The sequence below is a fragment of the Prevotella sp. HMSC073D09 genome, from assembly GCF_001814145.1.
GTDB lineage: Bacteria > Bacteroidota > Bacteroidia > Bacteroidales > Bacteroidaceae > Prevotella > Prevotella conceptionensis.
In genome coordinates, this window is the sequence record NZ_KV815074.1 from 14,724 (window position 1) to 33,260 (window position 18,537).

Consider the following 18,537-nt stretch of genomic DNA (forward strand, 5'->3'; position numbering starts at 1 on the left):
ACCTTTTCACTCTTTCACCTTTTCACCTTTTCACTACTTCTACATCCGCTTGTGCTTATACATTTCGACACAATTGTTATAAAAAAGGGAACTATATTTCGGTAGTTCCCATTTTTTTGTTTACTTTGCAAACCGAGAACAACAGACAATAAACGCAGAAAGGAACGGACGGCAACCCAAACATTGGAACAGCAGGTCACACCGATACTCACCATCAACGGCTCCGACGGCACTGGCGGGGCTGGCATACAGGCAGACATCAAAACGATTTCTGCCCTTGGAGGGCGTGTCCTTTCGGCCATCACATCCATAACCGCCCAAAACACGTTGGGCATTCAAGAGTTCTACGACCTGCCTGCCGAAACCGTTAAAGGGCAAATTGAGGCCATTGTCAACGACATGCAACCCGCCGTTGTGAAAGTGGGCATGATAAGAAGGGCCGACACTGTGGCACAAATAGCCCAACTGCTAAGGCAACACAAGCCCCGACACGTTATCTACGACCCCGTTATCGTGTCGTCGCAAAACGAGATGCTCATGGCGCAAGAGGTTGTCCACGAGGTTCGACGCAGCCTATTGCCCCTCTGTTCGTTGGTGTTGATGAAACGCGCCGATGCCGAACGGCTCACACAAACTGCGATTAACACCGCTGCCGACCTAAACCAAGCTGTGAAAAGTCTGCTTGCCGAGGGCTGCCAGTCGGTGCTGTTGCAGGGCAGCCACATGCCGCCGCAAAGTCTTACCGACGTGTTTGCAACGGCGAAAGACGGCGAACCCACCTTCTTACCCTCGTTGTTCGGCGAAGGCGAAGGAAATACTCGCCACGGACTTAGCGGCAGCCTGTCGGCCGCCATCGCCACATTCGTAAACGGCGGCAATGCCATTTTCGAGGCCGTAGTAAACGCGCGCAACTACATTGCACAGCTGCAACCCCAACATACGGGCATCATCGGCCGCAGTGGAGAATTGTTTAACGAGTTCACCCACGAGATAACCCAACATCATCGCACCAACAGCGACGTGAAGTTCTATGCCGACAAGCTGAACGTTAGCGCACGATACCTAGCTCAGGTTACGCGCCGCATAACGGGGAAAGCGCCCAAGGCCATCATCGACGAATATCTCACGCACGAGATAGAGCAGCAGTTGGCCTTCACCCCGAAAACCATTCAAGAAATTGCCTACGCCTATGGGTTTCGTTCGCAAGCCCATCTGGCCAAATTCTTTAAGAACATTAACGGGCTCGCTCCTAGCGAGTTCAGAAAAGAAATACTTTTAAACAAACAACAAAAATGAAAGAGAACAGACAAGAACTGAACCGCAACTTGGCACAAATGCTTAAAGGCGGTGTTATCATGGACGTTACAACCCCCGAGCAAGCACGCATTGCAGAGGCTGCGGGCGCATGCGCCGTTATGGCATTGGAACGCATCCCTGCCGACATTCGCGCAGCTGGCGGCGTTTCGCGTATGAGCGACCCCAAGATGATTAAGGGCATCCAAGAGGCTGTTTCTATCCCCGTAATGGCCAAATGCCGCATCGGACACTTTGCCGAGGCACAAATTCTGCAAGCCATTGAGATAGACTACATCGACGAGAGCGAGGTACTTTCGCCTGCCGACGACGTCTACCATATCGACAAAAACAAATTTGATGTTCCTTTCGTTTGTGGAGCAAAGAACCTTAACGAGGCCCTTCGCCGCATTGCCGAGGGTGCAACGATGATTCGTACAAAGGGCGAACCCGGAACGGGCGACGTTATTCAGGCCGTACGCCACTTGCGTATGATGCAAAGCGAGATACGCAGACTAACCTCGATGAGCGAAGACGAACTGTACGAGGCCGCCAAAGCCATGCAAGCTCCTTACGAACTAGTGCGTTACGTACACGAAAACGGCAAGCTTCCTGTTGTTAACTTTGCCGCCGGTGGCGTGGCTACGCCTGCCGATGCCGCCCTGATGATGCAGCTAGGAGCCGAGGGCGTGTTCGTTGGTTCGGGCATATTCAAGTCGGGCGACCCAGCCAAACGTGCTGCCGCCATCGTGAAAGCCGTAACAAACTTCAACGATGCCAAGATGCTAGCCGAACTATCAGAAGATTTGGGCGAGGCTATGGTAGGCATCAACGAGCAAGAGATAGCACTGCTGATGGCAGAGAGAGGGCAATAAGAAGATGCGAATTGCCATTCTTGCACTGCAAGGCGCATTCATCGAGCATAGCAAGATGCTTGCGCAACTCGGCGTGGAGAGTTTCGAAGTGAGGCAAGCCGCCGATTGGGAACAACCCAAAGACGCGCTTATCATACCTGGCGGAGAAAGCACCACGATGCTTAAACTGTTAAGCGAACTGAACTTACTCGCCCCCATAAGGCAAGCCATAGAAGACGGACTGCCCGTTTTTGGCACTTGCGCAGGCCTTATCTTATTGGCCAAGCACGTTGTGGGCGACGTTTTGCAACGCATATCAACGATGGACACCACCGTTTGCCGCAACGCATACGGCCGTCAGTTGGGCAGTTTCTTTGTAGAAAGCAACGTGAAAGGCATCGACCATGCCGTGCCAATGACCTTTATCCGTGCGCCCTACATCACCAATGTGGGCAAGGATGTGGAGGTGTTGGCCGAGGTTGACGGACACATCGTTGCAGCCAGACAAGGCAAACAGCTGGTAACTGCCTTCCATCCCGAACTGAACGACGACCTTTCCATACACCGCCTGTTTGTGGACATGGTGTAAACAGTTAGGCCAATCTCTCTTTTCAATGTAGAGCGGAGAACGCATAGCCTTGCTACTTCGGTAGTTAAAGCCAACTTCAATCGGCCATTAGCACCTCTACTTGCCAATAAGGGTAAGCAGAAAAGCTAATGGCCGATTTACTTTATACTTTAACGCATGCTCTAAATGCTTGGATGCAAAGCTTTTTGCACACATCCCATCACCGTCCAAGCCAGCGCATGCGCGCACCATTTACCAACAGATTTTCCATAGTCGCCCCAATTCGGCAGCTAGTGTCTGGTGTTTTTTCTCTTTTTCTTTGCGCCTTTTTTCTTTTGGGCTTGCTTTTTCTTATTCAGTTCGTAGAGATACTTCCCTTCTATTGTTGTGGGCAATCCTTTCGCCATAGCTTGGAAATCCCTCATATCACCACTCCCACATTCATTCCACTCCTCATGTTTTAGCACATACAATGTCTCGCCTGTTGTGCCGTCTATCAGGTATTTGTCACCATGGTGCGAACGTACATGTTCTAGGTAAAACACCGAGTACCACGGCTTTTTTAGGTCTCTCTCGCCCTCAGAGCGATGCACCCAAACAAGCCTTTTCTTATTCAGCAGGTCGCATCCATACTCGCCACTCATCTTCTCAATGAGGTCGTTCAGCTTAAACTTATAAGGTTTGCTGTGATCTATTATTTCCGTTATACGCCCTAACGAGTCGTAGCGATACGAGTTACCTATACTAAACCCATCGAAAGACACGGACAAGTAGCGCAATCTTCCTTTTGTGTCGTAATTGTAATAGTAGCTATACGGCGTGCGAAGTTCGTTACTCGTCTCAATATAACCAACAAATTTCCCATCAGAATCTCGCCACTTATATTGCCTTACCGACCTATCGCCGGCCTGAAACTCATAATCACCCAAACAATTTTGGCTCACCTCAAAGTCCCTAACGTCAAGGTATTGCACCAAATCCATTCTCTCTTGGTGATAAGTACTATCCGCCTGCGCACTCCCACGTGTGCAGGCAAACAGCGTAAGGGCTAGAATAACAAGTATTTTCATTGCACGTTCGTTCTTTATGTTCTTTTTTCGTTCCTCGAAAAGTGCGTTTTCTCGCCATGACAATGTTCGAGCAAGCTCGACATTGTTCATTTGGCTTAACGAAAACGTTGTTTTACTTTATCCGCTACTAAAAGCCAACTGCACATCATAGGCAGCATTGTTTCAGGGCAACATGGGGTAAAACAGGCCTTACATTCCCCCACTCCACCCCGCTCTTTCCGCTTTTATCCCATCCGTGCCATCCATTTAAACAGAACCTATCTATGAATGAAAGGCGCACGCTGATGGCCACGAACAGCGTTATTGCCCAACAGCTTTGTTGCTGTTGAGAATGTTCTCACTCATCTTATCAAAGCCTGACAGGTTGAAGTAATGCTGCTTTTCTAAATATTGCCTGAAACGGTTGTCGTTGCGCAGCGCACCATCATAAAAGGGAGCACCTTTGCGGTTGTACTTCTCCCTAAGCTTAATAAGGTAGTATGCAGTGTACGCCGCAATCATATAGCGTTCGTTTTTTGTGAACTGCGAAAACCAATAGGCACAATTCGAGAGGTCTTTTTTCAGCAAGGTTTCGCCATAAAAGTCGAGTACATCCATCCATAGGCTGTTTTTATCGCTCGTAGGAAGTTGCAAAAGCGTCTTAAACAACCCTTCGCGTATGGCTACGTATGGTTCTTGCGTATAGATTTTGCGCGCAAAGGTGTTATACATAAATCCCAATCTTGTTTCTCGTAAGCCCGAGTCCCACATGTCGCTCTTTAACTCCTGCATCATTCGCTTTAACATCTGCCTGTTAATCAGTTCATTCTTGTCGTATCCGTATGTTACGAAGAGGTCTTTCAGCCATAACGGGGCATACTTACACAACCACAGGAAACTTTCCTTGTCGTTGTTAAACAAGAAACGATTAATATGTATGATGTCGTTACTTAACCTAAAACACATCTTCCCGTGTATTTGCCGTACACTCTCTATGTCCATCGGAGGAGACGAAATAAAGTTGTATCCCTTAATGAAGAAATCGTTCATGCAACTAAACTTAACGTAGTTTTCATCGTTTAGAGACTTCCTCTCGCTTTCCGTCCTGTCCGACCACCCCCGCACGCAGCTAGGAACAGTAAAGTAATGCTGGTGGTCGAAAACGTAGGGCAGGTTTTTTCTTTGTACCGAGTCTATTCCCAATTGTGCCAATCGCTGTTCAAATTGTTCGTTAGATATGGGCTTAAAGCCGTGTTTCACCAAGTCGTTAAAGGCGTATGGTATGTAGACATCCACCAGTCTTTCGTCAACACATATCTCGTCTTCTTCCTCTTCCTCCTCTTCATCTGCCGAGTCGCATGGCCTTACATCAAAAAGCTCTTTGTAGTCGCTAAGCAACGAGTCCATTCCAGCCGAATCGAAGGGCAACACCAAATCGGGAGATATGCCCAAATGGTATTGTACATTGAGGGCTAATGCCATCTTTTGTTTATTCACGCTTGTGTTTTTGGCGGGATGTTTCTGGCTGCTTGTTATGAGTAGAACACCCAATATGGCGACAAGTATGGTCTTTTTCATGTCCAAACCGTTTTATCTAGATGTTTGTTCCGCTATTTGCAATTAGCTTTCTTGCACTGGTATGCTAACATAAAGGGGCGAAGGGCTTTCCTGCGTTGGCTGTTATGCTGCAACAAAGCTAGTAAATATATTTCACAACTGCAACAAAATGGAAAGGAAAAAGAAAACCTCATTGCCCATTTAACCTTTAAGCAGCTCGTTATGCTCCACTTTACGTCAGTTTCAACAACTCATTACCTTACACACATATAAATTAAGGCCTACTTTAAAAATTGCCTTACACAACTCAAAAGCTTTTGACCCCATTAACTCAAAACATTATTAACTCAAAAACTTATAAACTCAAAAACATTGTAAACTCATTAACTCAAAACCTTACCAACTCATTAACCCAAAAACTTATAAACCCAAAAACTAATAAACTCATTAACTCAAAATCTTAATTTCTTTATTTTTATTTTACAATACACTTCTAATTTTCACGCCGTTCTAGCGAAAATACTGGCTAAAAAGTAGGTAAATGTCTACCATTTTCAACCTTTCATGTCCCTCACTCTGTCTATTTTTAAGAGTAAAACCTGCATTTTGCACCATTTTACCTTTCTAGTTTGGTTGGAAGTCCGATTTCTCCCAAGCCCAAATGCACACATTTTACCCCTAAAAACGCACTTTTCGGTAGACATTTTGCCCTTTTCAGCCATGTTTTTAATGGCTCTTAATGATTTTATTTATACCATTGCAGTGTATATTCATGCTTTTCGTCTCGCATTCTTCTGCATTTAGTACTGCATTTAGCACCATTTTGCCTTGCATTTAGCATCAAAACGCACGGCGTTTAGCACCAAAACGCACTGCGTTTAGCGGCAAATTGCACTGCGTTTTGCACCAAAATGCACTACATTTTGCTGCTAATAGCCCAAAATTTGGTGTAGATGGCGGTGCTATTAAATAAATATTCATTATGATTGCATTTACAACAACCCCCATTTTGCATCAAAATCAACCTCCGCGAGAATCGATTTTTTGCGATCGAACAAACAACTGGTGAGAAAAACAGGCACTCATAATGTTAAAAATCACACGTAAAATTTGACAAGTTTACGAATTGACGAGTGTGTCGGTTCGTGAGTTTTCAAGTTGACAAGTTAATGCGTTCATTCCATTTTCAAGGCACAACCACATTTTGCCACAGACAAAAAAGCCAGATTTTCAAAAATACAGAGCCTGGATAAGGTTCTTCGCCGCGAGCAGAGTGGTTTGTCTCGGCCTTACAGCGCAAAGACAATACCCCTCTCTCAATTTATAGATATAACAAAAGTCAAAACAGCTTCTATCAGTGAATTTAATCTCAAATTCAATTTTTCGGCAACAAAATATTGCAAATTAGAACTTTTTTATCTAACTTTACGGCATAAACGCGAGTTTCGTTCGCACGTTTTCGTTTAGTCGCGAGTTAATGCAGAGCCATACAAGCCACCTTGTAAACTTGCTTATTCGTAAGCTCGTCAACTAACAGCTGGCCTTGTCAACTTGTTTACTCGTAAACTTGTCAACTAACAATACAACGCCTATGAATACCGATACGCCACCCTTCACCTATTAACACCGGCAAGCCATTGTTTGTCGGCAACGTTTATTAATCCTTATTACGTAACAAACAATTAATTCAAAACAAGATGAAACATAAAATACTTTTATGGCTCATGTTTCTCTTATTCCCCTTAGCTTTGGGTACATCGTGCAATACCGAAGTGAATTTTGATAATATAAAGTATGAGGGGAAAGTATTGTCGCTCATCAAGAGCAACAACCGTGAGCATTATAACATCATTCTAATTACGCGGTCAACCTCCAAGAAAGGTGTACCTGTGGGAAGCTCTATCGGCTTTTATGATAGAGATTTCGGCGAAAAGATGCACGAAGGCGACATTGTTCATTTCCGTGTGCCGATGTTTCAAGAATGGGTTGGCCCAGAAACAGCTGACCACCTTTGGCCACAATATGTGGGGATGATAAAGTTTTACGAGAACTAGCAACGACTAAAAGACCACAATTATGAAACGAATATTTATTACATTAACCTTATTGCTGGGATGGGCAACTATATACGCACAGCAAGGTTATCGATATGGGGATAAATTAATAAAATTAACACCCCAAGACGAAGTGTTCTTTATCAAGACAAAGAATACAGAAACCAATAGTACATTCACAAATAGAATGACTAGACAATTGGGACGAAATGTCCTAAAATATTCATTTAAAATGGCTCCGAATCAATATATTGTAAGGGCAAAAGGTAAAATAGAAACAGACCAAGACTATATCTCAAACATTTACAAAAGTGAGGGAAGTGAGCCAGTTATCGTTCTACCTAGGATTGTTTTAGTTCTAAACGAGGGAAGGGCAATTACCCCTATCCTAAGAAGATTCAGAAATGTAACTGTAGAAGAAACAAATGGAAGAAAGGTTGTATTGAAATGCAACGTTCAACGTTCTGAAAATGTTTTAAACATTATTAGATCATTAAGCGAAAGTAGAGATATCAAATGGTGCGAACCAGAAATGCTTCTAGGCTACAAATGCAACAATCCCCTTTATCCGCAACAATACTATCTTAAAAACACTGGGCAAAATGGAGGAACCAAAGGTGTTGATATCAACGTAGAGCCAGCATGGCAATTCACTAATGGAAGCCCAGACATTACCGTAGCAGTCATAGACAACGGAGTAGATCGTAGCCATGAAGATTTTGGTGGAAGAGTTTTGCCAGGATATACAATCAGGAATAAGAATGGCTTGGGAGAACCACAAAATGAAAATTCATTGAATAATAAATCGCATGGAACTGCTTGTGCAGGAATTATTGCAGCATCAAACAACAACCTAGGGATAAGAGGTGTAGCGAGCAATATAAAGATACTCCCTATTAACATATCTCCCGATGCTGCTGTTTTCATTCCGTTTATAGGAATCACCTCGGGCTTCGGTTCCACACTTGAAATAGCCGAAGCTATAAATTGGGCATGGAAAAGAGCTGATATTCTTAGTTGTTCATGGGGTGGTGGAGTTCCATCCAATGATATTACAGCCGCTCTAGACAGTGCTCGCACTTATGGTCGCAATGGCCTTGGATGCCCAATTGTCTTTGCATCTGGGAATAGCCACCCTCGTATCCAAGACGTATCCTACCCCGGAAACCTTGATGGAATCATTACCGTCGGTGCAATTGATAAGAACGGAAACATACAAGACTACAGTCAACGTGGAAGATCGATGGATTTTGTTGCACCCAGTGGAGGAATACCTGGAGACATTGTTACCACAGACATCATGGGTTCACGTGGTGAGTCACTGGGAAATTACATCAACGACTTTAATGGAACCTCCGCTGCTTGCCCGCAAGTTGCAGGCGTTGCAGCATTAATTCTATCGGTAAAGCCTGACCTTAGCTGGACAGAAGTTGCACATGTTCTTCAGAAAACGGCACGTGATCTTGGTCCAAAAGGGTTTGACAACACTTTCGGTTATGGTCTTGTCAATGCTGGCGCAGCAGTACAAGAAGTGGCCTTGCAAATTTATGGGCCACGCAACATCGACAAAAATGATGTGGTCTACAGCATCGGTAAACTTCCAGACAATGTGCCTGTTACATGGAGTGTTTCTAAGGGGATAGGTATTACATCCCAAACACACAGCACAGTAGAGGTTGGTGCTTTAAATAACCCTTCTATCATAACAGGAGCGAGTGTCACGGCTACGGTCGGTCCACCGTTTAACAGAACGCTGAAAAAAGATGATATCATTATATGGAAGTCAGGAATAAGCGATGGCAGGAAATTGATGTCCATAAATACTATCTCTGATAATCAAGGAACTGAAACAGAACCGATGTATACTTATGTGGCTCAGTTAGACGGAGACATATTATACTCTGGCGCAACGGATTTCACATGGACGTTAGGCCCTGGTCTTTGGGAAGACTTTACTGACGGTACATTCTATCAGTTCCAAGGTTACATCACTAGCGACTCTTACGTTGGCGTAAGTTTCAGAAATCCATGTGGCGGTTACTCAGACATAGTGTATCGCTTTGACAATAATGGAGGTTATTGCGCCGCCACACCTGTGTTCTCTGTTTCACCCAATCCCGCTAGCGATTACGTGTTACTCGAACTAAAAGAAAAGCAAAGTTTCGGGACACGTGTTCAAAGCATCAAGGGAAAGGCAATAAGTAAATATGAGATACAATTATGGAGTGGAAGCATGCTCGTTAAGAGTTATCAGACAGATCTTCCTGTCTACCAAATACCTATTTCCAACTTGCCCGCTGGCATGTACTTTGTTCGCGTAATAAAGAATGGGAAAGTATATACACAAAAATTAATGAAGAAAATGTAGACGTGTATGATTAGCCTATTTATTCATGGTTAATCCACTTGACTTTTAATCTTAAAAAAGGGAGAAAAGCCACACAAGGCCTTTCCCCCTTCTTTAATAGTATACTTTTCTTTTCTCGTCAGTTCAATTCGTGGCGTTGGAATGTCGAAAGTCAATGGCTTTCGTTCATGGCCGCTGCCGTTTGAAACGCTACTTCGTCTCGATTTCTTCCTTCATGTCGATAAACTGCTTCTTTGCATCGTAAAACTCGTATTGCAAAAAAGCCAACTTCTGCGAAGAAACGATGTGCAAGCCAAATCCGTACTTCAATTGCCACTGCCTTTTCAAGGATATGAGCCCCTGATTGATAAAAGCGGCAACGTATGGATGCACGTGCAAATAGAATTTCTTTACGCCAATCTTGTTAACCAGTCGGTCTATCTTACCTTCCAGTTGGTCTGTAAACAGGATGCTCGACTTTATTTTTCCCTTTCCAAAGCAGGTAGGGCAGGTTTCGTCTACACTTACATCCATTGCTGGGCGCACGCGTTGCCTTGTAATCTGCATCAGTCCAAACTTACTTAATGGCAGGATGTTGTGGCGTGCGCGGTCTTTCTGCATGTTCTTGCACATCCTTTCGTAGAGCATCTGTCTGTCTTCTGCGAGATTCATGTCGATGAAGTCCACCACGATGATACCTCCCATGTCTCGCAGTCGCAGCTGTCGGGCCAATTCGTCGGCTGCACCGAGGTTCACTTCCAGTGCGTTAGCCTCTTGTCCCTTTTCCGAACGCGTGCGGTTTCCGCTGTTTACGTCCACCACATGCAGTGCCTCGGTATGCTCGATGATGAGATATGCGCCATGTTTGTAGTTGACGGCTTTCCCAAAGCTCGACTTAATCTGCTTGGTGATGTTGAAGTTATCAAAGATTGGCACCTTGCCCGAGTAGAGTTTCACGATGTCTACCTTGTCTGGGGCAATCATAGACACATAGTGCTTTACTTCTTTGAAAACGTCTTCATCGTTTACGTAGATATTCTCGTAGGTTGGGTTGAACAAGTCGCGCAGCAATGCTACAGCCCTACTCGTTTCCTCGAACACCAGTTGTGGCCTCTTTTGGGTTTTCTGCACCTTTTCGATGGCCTCTTCCCAGTATTTGGTAAGGGTTTTAAGCTCGGCGTCTAGTTCTGCCACCCGTTTGCCTTCGGCCACGGTGCGCACAATAACGCCGCAGTTTTTGGGTTTAATGCTGTGGATGAGCTGTTTTAGTCGCGCCCGTTCTTCGCCGCTTTTGATTTTAGAAGAGACAGAAACCTTATCGTTAAAGGGAATGAGAATGAGATAACGACCGGCGAACGACAATTCGCACGTTAACCTCGGCCCTTTGGTAGATATGGGTTCTTTAACGATTTGCACTAGCACCTCTTGCCCCGAAGTGAGGGTTGTTTGCACGCTACCATCCTTTTTCAGGTCGGGTAGCCTTGATGCCTTTGCAAAGGGATAAAGCTTTTTCCTGTCGCTCTGCACCTGTTTAAGGTACTTGGCGTATGAGTCGAATTGACTTCCTAAGTCGAGATAATGAAGAAAAGCGTCGCGTTCAAATCCTACGTCTACGAAACAGGCGTTTAGCCCAGGCATCAGTTTCTTTACCTTTGCCATGTAGACATTGCCAACAGAAAACGACACCTCTCGTGGTTCGCTCTGATATTCCACTAGTTTTTTGTCTTCTAGCAGGGCTATCGAGATTTCTTTCTGTTGAACGTCAATTACTACTTCGCTAGTCATCTTCTTATTAGCTCCTTAGTTTCGTCCTAAATGTTTGTTAGGCATGTTCGATAAGTTTTTGCGCATGGTGCATCGCTGCACCAACCTGCGCGGTTCGGGGTGTACGGCATTTGCCGGGCTTTGTTTGCATGGTGTTTGCAGGCATGAGGGCCGCCACTGCATGGCAAAGCCCACGAGGAAAGCCAACCACCCTTGTTAAGAAACTTATAGGCGCGTTCTATAAAAGTGCACCAATGGCCATTTTATAGAACTCGCCCAAAAGAACCGTGCCTAAAAGGGCGGCCCAGACGTCCTCCACGGATTTACGGACATGCCCTTCAATGGCGAATAAGCTCTTTGCAAGTGCGGTTACTTGCTCTTGTGCCTATTCTTTCTCAGTCTCTTTTTACGCTTGTGAGTAGCCATCTTGTGGCCTTTTCTTTTCTTTCCGCTTGGCATAGCTGTAATTTTTAATTGTTATTTATAATGTATATGTTATTGTCGCAACCTTTTATTGTTCGCCACGCATGCTTTCAACAAAGCTCTTGGCGGGCTTAAAGCACGGCAAGTCGTGTGCGGCAATGGTGATGGTGGTGTTCTTGGCGATGTTGCGTGCCGTTTTGGCAGCGCGGTGCTTGATGATAAAGCTGCCGAAACCACGAAGGTAAACATTGTCTTTCTTGTCCAACAAACTGCCTTTAATGGTCTCCATAAAGCTTTCAACCACTACAGAGACGTCTTTCTTCTGAATACCGGTCTGTATGGCAATCTCGTTGATAATATCTGCCTTTGTCATTTCTTGTTTTTGTTATTTTATGGTTTCACATATTTCTCCCTATTCGGATACGGAGTGCAAATATACGAGTTTTTTATGTGATAAGAAAATATATTTACCATTTTTTACGATTGGAAGGGCGTTTTTGTTTGGTTCAAAACTTGCTTATTCTCAACGGCTTACACAGCAACGGGTAAGCAATGGCCACAAAAAAGGCCGACACACCGATGGTGTGTCAGCCTCAATTCTTGTGATTCCGGCGGGATTCAAACCCACAACCTTCTGATCCGTAGTCAGATGCTCTATTCAGTTGAGCTACGGAACCTTGTTCCGAATTGCGAGTGCAAAGGTATGGAGTTTTTTTCTTTCCACCAAATGTTTCGTTAACTTTTTATCAAAAAAGTATTGTTTTGGGCGATTTTACGCCTTATTTCGGGGTGCGAAGGGGCGTTTATAGCCCCTTCGCTACACCAAAAACTTATTTTATCAATGCCACCGAACGTTTTAAAAAGGCATCGAGAGCGGCGCCTTTCAGCAGTCCGTTTTGCAACAAAGCTAGGTCGATGAGCTGGTGAACGATGTCGTTGCCCTTACCAAAGTCGGCCAATGTGGCTTGTTTCCGTGCACGTTGGTCGGCAATGTCCTTTTCGGTTTTGCTCACCTCGGCACGTTCTTCCTCGGTAATCTCTTCGGGTTTCTTAGCCGATTGTTGCTGACGCAGTGCGGCCAAGCGAGCCTCCAAGCCTTTAATTTCGGCCTCAACGGGCTGCAATGTGTCGGCCGTAGCTTGCTTGCAAGCCTCCAACACGCGTTTTATCAAGGCGTGATCGCTGTTTAGCACCACACTATAAGCATCGGGCATTTGCGCATAGAAGGCCATACCAGCCTGCAAACGGCTCATATCCTTCATGCGGCGCATGTACTCGCTTTGGGTGATCAATATGGGTTGTGCCGTTTCGCCCATAGCCTCTACCTCGGCATTGAACTCAGCCTTGTCGATGAGCGGCATCTGCGAGCGGAACACTTGCGAAAGGTTTTCGCGGTCGGCCTCGTCTATATTGCTCTTCGGGGCGTCGTCTTTTTGTATCAGTCGCTCCACAATGTCGCTGTCTACGCGCACGAAGTGGCACTTTTCCAACTTCTGTTCCAACATCGACGCCACGGGGACATCTAGTTCGCCTTCGAGCAACAACACGCTATAACCCTTGGCACGAGCGGCCTCGACGTACGAGTATTGTTCTTCTTTGTTGTTGGTGTACAGGCAAACCAATTGTCCGTCTTTGTCGGTTTGGTTGTCCTTAATAAGCGTTCGATACTCGTCGTAGGTGAAATACTTGCCGTCTACATCCTTCAACAGGGCGAAATCTTTGGCTCGTTCGTAGAAATCTTCTTGCGAAAGCATGCCATAGTTGATGAAAAGTTTCAGGCTGTCCCACTTCTCTTCAAAGCCCTTGCGGTCTTCTTTAAAGAGACTTTGCAGGCGGTCTGCCACCTTTTTGGTGATGTAGGTCGATATTTTCTTCACGTCGCCATCGCTTTGCAGATAGCTACGGCTCACGTTTAGGGGGATGTCGGGCGAGTCGATAACGCCGTGCAAGAGCGTAAGGAAGTCGGGAACGATGCCTTCTACTTGGTCGGTTACGAACACTTGGTTGCAATACAGCATCACTTTGTTGCGCTGCAACTCGATGTTGCTGTGTATTCGGGGGAAGTAAAGCACGCCCGTGAGGTTGAACGGATAGTCTACATTGAGGTGAATCCAGAACAAGGGCTCATCCTGCATGGGATAGAGCGTGCGGTAAAACGCCTTGTAGTCTTCGTCTTTTAGCGTGCTGGGGGTCTTTGTCCACAGTGGTTCCACATCGTTAACGATGTTGTCTTCTTCCGTATCCACTTGTTTTCCATCCTTCCATTCGGTCTTTTTGCCGAAGGCGATGGCGATGGGCAAGAACTTGCAATACTTGTTGAGCAGCTGTTGTATGCGCGTTTTGTCCAAAAACTCTTTGCAATCGTCGTCGATATACAGCACGATGTCGGTGCCGCGGTCGTCTTTCTGCACCTCTTCTATTTCGTAAGCGGGCGACCCATCGCAACTCCACTTCACGGCTTGCGCCCCTTCTTGGTAGCTGCGCGTTACTATTTCCACCTTCTTGCTCACCATAAAGGCCGAGTAGAAACCCAGACCGAAGTGCCCGATAATGGCGTTAGCGTTGTCTTTGTACTTGTCGAGGAAGTCGGTTACGCCCGAAAAAGCGATTTGGTTGATGTATCTGTCAATCTCGTCGGCCGTCATTCCCACGCCTCGGTCGCTGATGGTTAGCGTTCCTTTGTCGGCATCCAGGCTCACGCGCACGGTTAAGTCGCCTTGTTCGCCCTTAAAGTCGCCACGCTCTGCCAGCGTCTTCAACTTCTGGGTAGCGTCTACGGCGTTAGAAACCAGCTCGCGAAGAAATATCTCGTGGTCTGAATAGAGAAACTTTTTTATCACGGGGAAGATGTTCTCTGTTGTTACCCCAATGTTTCCTTTCTGCATGTTATATATATAATAATGTGTTAAGTTCGTTATAATCGTTATACGTTTGCATGATATGCAAACTTTGTGCCAAGATAGAAGGAAGAGACGGGGATGGCAGAGAAAGAACAACAAGGAGGAAAGGAACAATAGAATGCAGGAAATGATTTCATTATGCATAGCCATCATCCTTAAAGCAACTATACTACAAAATAAGGAGCCAACAACAGCTCCCAAATAATGAGGTCTACCTCATTATTTCGGCATAATGACAAAGTTGCACATTCCAACACAGAATGCAAAAATTCCTGTCACTTTAATTCTTCTTTTACGTTAAGAATGACTAACTTTGCAACAAAATTGACTAAAATGCATATAGAATTCAGCCTTGAACTAGGAGCAGACGACTCTGTTACAGATAATTTTAAGACCTTATATCAAACAGGTTACGAATTCCTCTCAGGACAAAGGTCGATGGTAGAAGAAAAAATAAGTCCTTTTCTTTTACCAAACGGTTCAATTGATGGAAGTAAGATGCAAGCAAACTGGTTTCCGCAAATTGAGGCTGATTTCTTCATATCACACTCTCATAAAGACAATAAGCTTGCTATTGCCCTTGCTGGATGGTTGAAAATAACTTTTGGGTTAACTGCATTCATAGAGTCATGTATATGGGGCTACTCTAACAAACTCCTAAAACGAATAGACAACACCTATTGTCACAACATTAACAGAAATTCATATAACTATAATAAAAGAAATTACTCAACGAGCCATGTGTACGTGATTTTCTCTGTAGCCCTCACTCAAATGATAGATAACACAGAGTGTTTGTTTTTCCAGAACACCCCCAACTCAATTACACCCAATGCAACCATTAATCACACTGAATCCCCTTGGATTTATTTTGAAATTGCGATGTCGCGTCTTATCAGAAAGAAAGAACTTGTGAAATACTGGAACGTAAGCCTTGTGGAGTCCCAGGAATATTCTTCTGTCAGAAGAACATACTTAAAACTTCAGTACGATTTGGCGACAGACCACCTAATAGACATCGATGCAACAACTTTGGAGAAGTGGGAAAATTACCACTCCAGAAACACTTTACATAACCATTGTCCTACACGATGTCCCAATAAATTCAAAGCACTAGATACGCTATACAAATTAACAACATAAGAAATGGAAAGTAATAAAATGACGGAGTTCATAGAAAGTTCAGCAGTTCAGAATCATATTTCTATGCTTCAAGGAATTATCAACAGAATGGCAGGCAACAGCTCTAACTGTAAAAACTTGACAATTACCATTGTTGCCGCCGTTTTGGTCCTTTTTGTTGACAAAAATCCCAAAACACCTAATGCTTGGATTTGCCTTATCCCAATAGGATTATTTTATTTACTAGACTGTTACTATCTAGGATTAGAGCGATTGTGTATTTCATCTCAAAATAACTTTCTGAAAAAAGTTCACACTAATTCGGATTATATGGAGAGTTTATATAAAGTAGAAGAACTAAAAGGCGGATACAGCCAAATTTGCAGCACATTTAAAGCAATGGCATCCGTCTCAACAACCCCATTTTATCTAATTGTTGCAATTGTAGTTCTAGCCTTTGATTGCATACGATAGCAAAAAGGATGCAGGGAAACAACAAACACAAATAAACAATGTTTTCGTTCTTCCACCATAGACTATTAGCAGCAATATTCTAACAACTGATTTTTATAAGTTTGTGATAATAATCAATTGTATTAACAACTATGCATAATATATTCATTAGTCATTATGGCGAAGATGAGAAACATCTCGATTCCTTAAAGCAAAGGCTTCGGGAACGAGGATGTGATGTAAGAAATAGCTCTGTTGAAAAAAAGAAGTATCGACCTTATAAGGTAACCGACGCCACAATCGCACGCTATCTCCGTACTTGTATTAAGTGGGCGAAAACTTTCATTCTAATGATAGGAGAACACACACATGAGCGGCCTTGGGTTAATTATGAAATTCGCAACGCGGCACGTCAGGGGAAAACTATCGTTGGTATCTATGAACACGGATGCCAAAATAATGTAGAGTTGCCTGAGGCTTATAAAATGTACGGAGGCAATCCTTTGGGATGGAATTCTCTTGACAAACTTGACAGCATTATCAAGGGTGAAATAACTGCGCCAGAGGCTCCTGATGGTTCTCCTGCACGCCCCATCAATAATATTATCCGTATAAATTGTAATTAATATGAATTGTTTTAGATATAAAATAGAACATGATTATGGTTTTGCTCCAAATCCATTTCATGGGACTCTATCTTTAGCGGCATGTAAGGGTCAGTTACGAAATAACAGACACTTACAGATTGGCGACTGGATTTTGGGCCTTGGCAGCAAATCAATGGGTAATCTCAATCACCTTGTATTTGCCATGAAGTTGGAAGAAAAAATCACTTTTGACGATTACTGGACTGATTATAGATTCCAGTGTAAGAAACCAAACATCCACGGTTCATTACTTCAAATGTATGGAGATAATGTATATCATACAGATCCAGAGACAGGTAAAGTTATCCAAGAGAATTGTGCCCATAGCCAAAGTGATGGTTCCACAAACAAAGATCATTATGATAGAGATGTGTCAGGAAAATATGTTCTTCTTTCTAAGACGTTTTTCTATTTTGGCGACAAAGCCCCTTTGATACCAGAATGTTTCAATGAGATCTATAATGTAGGAAGGAGCATTAAGTTCAAAGATTTATCTGATAAATCCGCATATACAAATGACTTCATCAGCTGGATTCAATCCAACTATGAAATTGGTATTCATGGAGATCCATGCAATTGGAAAGAATTTTCCTTTCCTAAGATGAATATATATGAAGACTAAAGAGATAATACCCAACCATCAGACACTTTGCTACTATTTTTACTTCATGCAGGAACGCATGGAAATATTTTGGAGGAAATGTGGCAGCAAAAACCAAGGTGAATATACAAACGATAACATTCTCGGTACTTACAAGTTTACAAATGTTTATCGAGTTTGTGATCGGGTAAGTCAATACCTTATCGAAAAGGTCATTTATAAAGACATAGAGAGGTATACACCAGAAGATACCCTCTTAAGAATTCTCATATTTAAGATATTTAACAAAATTGAAACTTGGGAATATATTAAGGACGGGTTAGACTCTGAAATAACAATCGGGTCATTTAATGCTCACAAGATAAGCGCCCTCCTCTCCGCTCGACAGAAACACACACCAATTTTTAGTAACGCTTATATGATGGCCGGTAGTCATAAGAAATACGATTACTTACGAACAAAACATGAAAAGTGGCTTACTATGGTCGAAAAAGAGTTTCTACAGGTAGGATTGTTCAATACAATCCTCAAGGCAGTTTCACTAGAAGAGGTGTACCAAATACTAAATAAATGCTCATTTATAGGTCGCTTTATTGCTTACCAATATGCAATTGATTTTAACTATTGTCCCTATTTGAATTTTAGTGAGAATTCGTTTGTGAAAGCTGGCATCGGAGCTATTAGAGGGATTAAGAAGTGTTTCTATAGCTATGGTTCCAATTACGAAGATGCAATATACTACATCCAAGAACATCTTGATGAGTTGAGGAAAATGTATGGATACAATGAGTTCAAATCTCTACCTGGTCATGAGCCCACGTTGATAGATCTCCAAAATTGCTTTTGTGAAACAGATAAATATCTGAGAGCAAAAGTAACTATTCAGCGATACCCGATATATACAG

At 43.7% G+C, this 18,537-nt stretch carries 15 protein-coding genes and 1 tRNA gene; 10 read left to right on the forward strand and 6 right to left on the reverse strand.

Annotation, left to right across the window (positions count from 1 at the left end):
- Positions 1–183: 183 nt before the first annotated feature.
- Genes HMPREF2955_RS04940 through pdxT form a run of 3 tightly spaced genes read left to right on the forward strand, consistent with a single transcriptional unit; the run spans position 184 to position 2,736 of the window.
- Positions 184–1,296, forward strand: a complete 1,113-nt coding sequence (locus tag HMPREF2955_RS04940) for a hydroxymethylpyrimidine/phosphomethylpyrimidine kinase (protein WP_070721529.1) — start codon at positions 184–186, stop codon at positions 1,294–1,296.
- Positions 1,293–2,168 carry a pyridoxal 5'-phosphate synthase lyase subunit PdxS gene (gene pdxS, locus HMPREF2955_RS04945; protein WP_009230280.1) on the forward strand — a complete coding sequence of 292 codons (876 nt, stop codon included), beginning with the start codon at positions 1,293–1,295 and terminating at the stop codon, positions 2,166–2,168. Before HMPREF2955_RS04940 ends, pdxS begins: the two co-directional genes overlap by 4 nt.
- A 4-nt stretch (positions 2,169–2,172) precedes the next feature.
- Positions 2,173–2,736: a pyridoxal 5'-phosphate synthase glutaminase subunit PdxT gene (gene pdxT, locus HMPREF2955_RS04950; RefSeq protein ID WP_070721531.1), complete on the forward strand. Its 564-nt coding sequence runs from the start codon at positions 2,173–2,175 to the stop codon at positions 2,734–2,736.
- A gap of 269 nt (positions 2,737–3,005) precedes the next feature.
- On the opposite strand, the gene HMPREF2955_RS04955 is transcribed toward pdxT, so the two are convergent.
- Together HMPREF2955_RS04955 and HMPREF2955_RS04960 are read right to left on the reverse strand one after the other, a co-directional pair.
- Positions 3,006–3,785, reverse strand: a complete 780-nt coding sequence (locus tag HMPREF2955_RS04955) for a hypothetical protein (protein ID WP_246830073.1) — start codon at positions 3,783–3,785, stop codon at positions 3,006–3,008.
- 300 nt (positions 3,786–4,085) lie between these two features.
- Positions 4,086–5,342, reverse strand: a complete 1,257-nt coding sequence (locus HMPREF2955_RS04960; protein WP_070721548.1) for a hypothetical protein — start codon at positions 5,340–5,342, stop codon at positions 4,086–4,088.
- A gap of 1,676 nt (positions 5,343–7,018) precedes the next feature.
- Between HMPREF2955_RS04960 and HMPREF2955_RS04965 the strand changes: the two genes are divergently transcribed.
- Positions 7,019–7,375, forward strand: coding sequence for a hypothetical protein (locus HMPREF2955_RS04965; protein ID WP_139145487.1), 357 nt, complete (start codon positions 7,019–7,021; stop codon positions 7,373–7,375).
- Positions 7,376–7,397: 22 nt separating this feature from the next.
- Positions 7,398–9,743 carry a S8 family serine peptidase gene (locus HMPREF2955_RS04970; protein ID WP_070721535.1) on the forward strand — a complete coding sequence of 782 codons (2,346 nt, stop codon included), beginning with the start codon at positions 7,398–7,400 and terminating at the stop codon, positions 9,741–9,743.
- A 189-nt stretch (positions 9,744–9,932) separates the two neighbouring features.
- On the opposite strand, the gene HMPREF2955_RS04975 is transcribed toward HMPREF2955_RS04970, so the two are convergent.
- From HMPREF2955_RS04975 to htpG, 4 genes are all read right to left on the reverse strand, one after another.
- The gene (locus HMPREF2955_RS04975; RefSeq protein ID WP_070721537.1) at positions 9,933–11,507 is read right to left on the reverse strand and encodes an Rne/Rng family ribonuclease; all 1,575 of its coding nucleotides are present in this window, start codon (positions 11,505–11,507) and stop codon (positions 9,933–9,935) included.
- 490 nt (positions 11,508–11,997) lie between these two features.
- Positions 11,998–12,282, reverse strand: coding sequence for an HU family DNA-binding protein (locus HMPREF2955_RS04980; protein ID WP_009230287.1), 285 nt, complete (start codon positions 12,280–12,282; stop codon positions 11,998–12,000).
- Between the two features lie 230 nt (positions 12,283–12,512).
- Positions 12,513–12,586: transfer RNA gene (locus HMPREF2955_RS04985), tRNA-Arg, on the reverse strand.
- Between the two features lie 153 nt (positions 12,587–12,739).
- Positions 12,740–14,794 carry a molecular chaperone HtpG gene (htpG, locus tag HMPREF2955_RS04990; protein ID WP_070721539.1) on the reverse strand — a complete coding sequence of 685 codons (2,055 nt, stop codon included), beginning with the start codon at positions 14,792–14,794 and terminating at the stop codon, positions 12,740–12,742.
- Positions 14,795–15,112: 318 nt separating this feature from the next.
- Here htpG and HMPREF2955_RS04995 point away from each other — a divergent pair, with 318 nt between their 5' ends.
- The 5 genes from HMPREF2955_RS04995 to HMPREF2955_RS05015 form a co-directional block, all read left to right on the forward strand.
- A complete protein-coding gene (locus tag HMPREF2955_RS04995; RefSeq protein ID WP_210401276.1) occupies positions 15,113–15,952 on the forward strand; it encodes a hypothetical protein in 840 nt (279 codons plus the stop codon).
- A 3-nt stretch (positions 15,953–15,955) separates the two neighbouring features.
- Positions 15,956–16,405, forward strand: a complete 450-nt coding sequence (locus HMPREF2955_RS05000; protein ID WP_019186845.1) for a hypothetical protein — start codon at positions 15,956–15,958, stop codon at positions 16,403–16,405.
- 131 nt (positions 16,406–16,536) lie between these two features.
- A complete protein-coding gene (locus HMPREF2955_RS05005; protein WP_019186844.1) occupies positions 16,537–17,010 on the forward strand; it encodes a TIR domain-containing protein in 474 nt (157 codons plus the stop codon).
- Between the two features lies 1 nt (position 17,011).
- Positions 17,012–17,653 carry an Nmad2 family putative nucleotide modification protein gene (locus tag HMPREF2955_RS05010; protein ID WP_019186843.1) on the forward strand — a complete coding sequence of 214 codons (642 nt, stop codon included), beginning with the start codon at positions 17,012–17,014 and terminating at the stop codon, positions 17,651–17,653.
- Positions 17,643–18,537, forward strand: an 895-nt coding sequence (locus HMPREF2955_RS05015; protein ID WP_070721543.1) for a nucleotide kinase domain-containing protein, incomplete at its 3' end; no start/stop codon positions are given. The genes HMPREF2955_RS05010 and HMPREF2955_RS05015, both read left to right, overlap by 11 nt.

Bases quoted from the DNA above. Each gene is read 5' to 3' on its own strand.
- pdxS (WP_009230280.1), top strand. From the start codon at position 1,293: ATGAAAGAGAACAGACAAGAACTGAACCGCAACTTGGCACAAATGCTT.
- pdxT (WP_070721531.1), top strand. From the start codon at position 2,173: ATGCGAATTGCCATTCTTGCACTGCAAGGCGCATTCATCGAGCATAGC.
- HMPREF2955_RS04955 (WP_246830073.1), bottom strand. From the start codon at position 3,785: ATGAAAATACTTGTTATTCTAGCCCTTACGCTGTTTGCCTGCACACGT.
- HMPREF2955_RS04960 (WP_070721548.1), bottom strand. From the start codon at position 5,342: ATGAAAAAGACCATACTTGTCGCCATATTGGGTGTTCTACTCATAACA.
- HMPREF2955_RS04965 (WP_139145487.1), top strand. From the start codon at position 7,019: ATGAAACATAAAATACTTTTATGGCTCATGTTTCTCTTATTCCCCTTA.
- HMPREF2955_RS04970 (WP_070721535.1), top strand. From the start codon at position 7,398: ATGAAACGAATATTTATTACATTAACCTTATTGCTGGGATGGGCAACT.
- HMPREF2955_RS04975 (WP_070721537.1), bottom strand. From the start codon at position 11,507: ATGACTAGCGAAGTAGTAATTGACGTTCAACAGAAAGAAATCTCGATA.
- HMPREF2955_RS04980 (WP_009230287.1), bottom strand. From the start codon at position 12,282: ATGACAAAGGCAGATATTATCAACGAGATTGCCATACAGACCGGTATT.
- htpG (WP_070721539.1), bottom strand. From the start codon at position 14,794: ATGCAGAAAGGAAACATTGGGGTAACAACAGAGAACATCTTCCCCGTG.
- HMPREF2955_RS04995 (WP_210401276.1), top strand. From the start codon at position 15,113: ATGACTAACTTTGCAACAAAATTGACTAAAATGCATATAGAATTCAGC.
- HMPREF2955_RS05000 (WP_019186845.1), top strand. From the start codon at position 15,956: ATGGAAAGTAATAAAATGACGGAGTTCATAGAAAGTTCAGCAGTTCAG.
- HMPREF2955_RS05005 (WP_019186844.1), top strand. From the start codon at position 16,537: ATGCATAATATATTCATTAGTCATTATGGCGAAGATGAGAAACATCTC.
- HMPREF2955_RS05010 (WP_019186843.1), top strand. From the start codon at position 17,012: ATGAATTGTTTTAGATATAAAATAGAACATGATTATGGTTTTGCTCCA.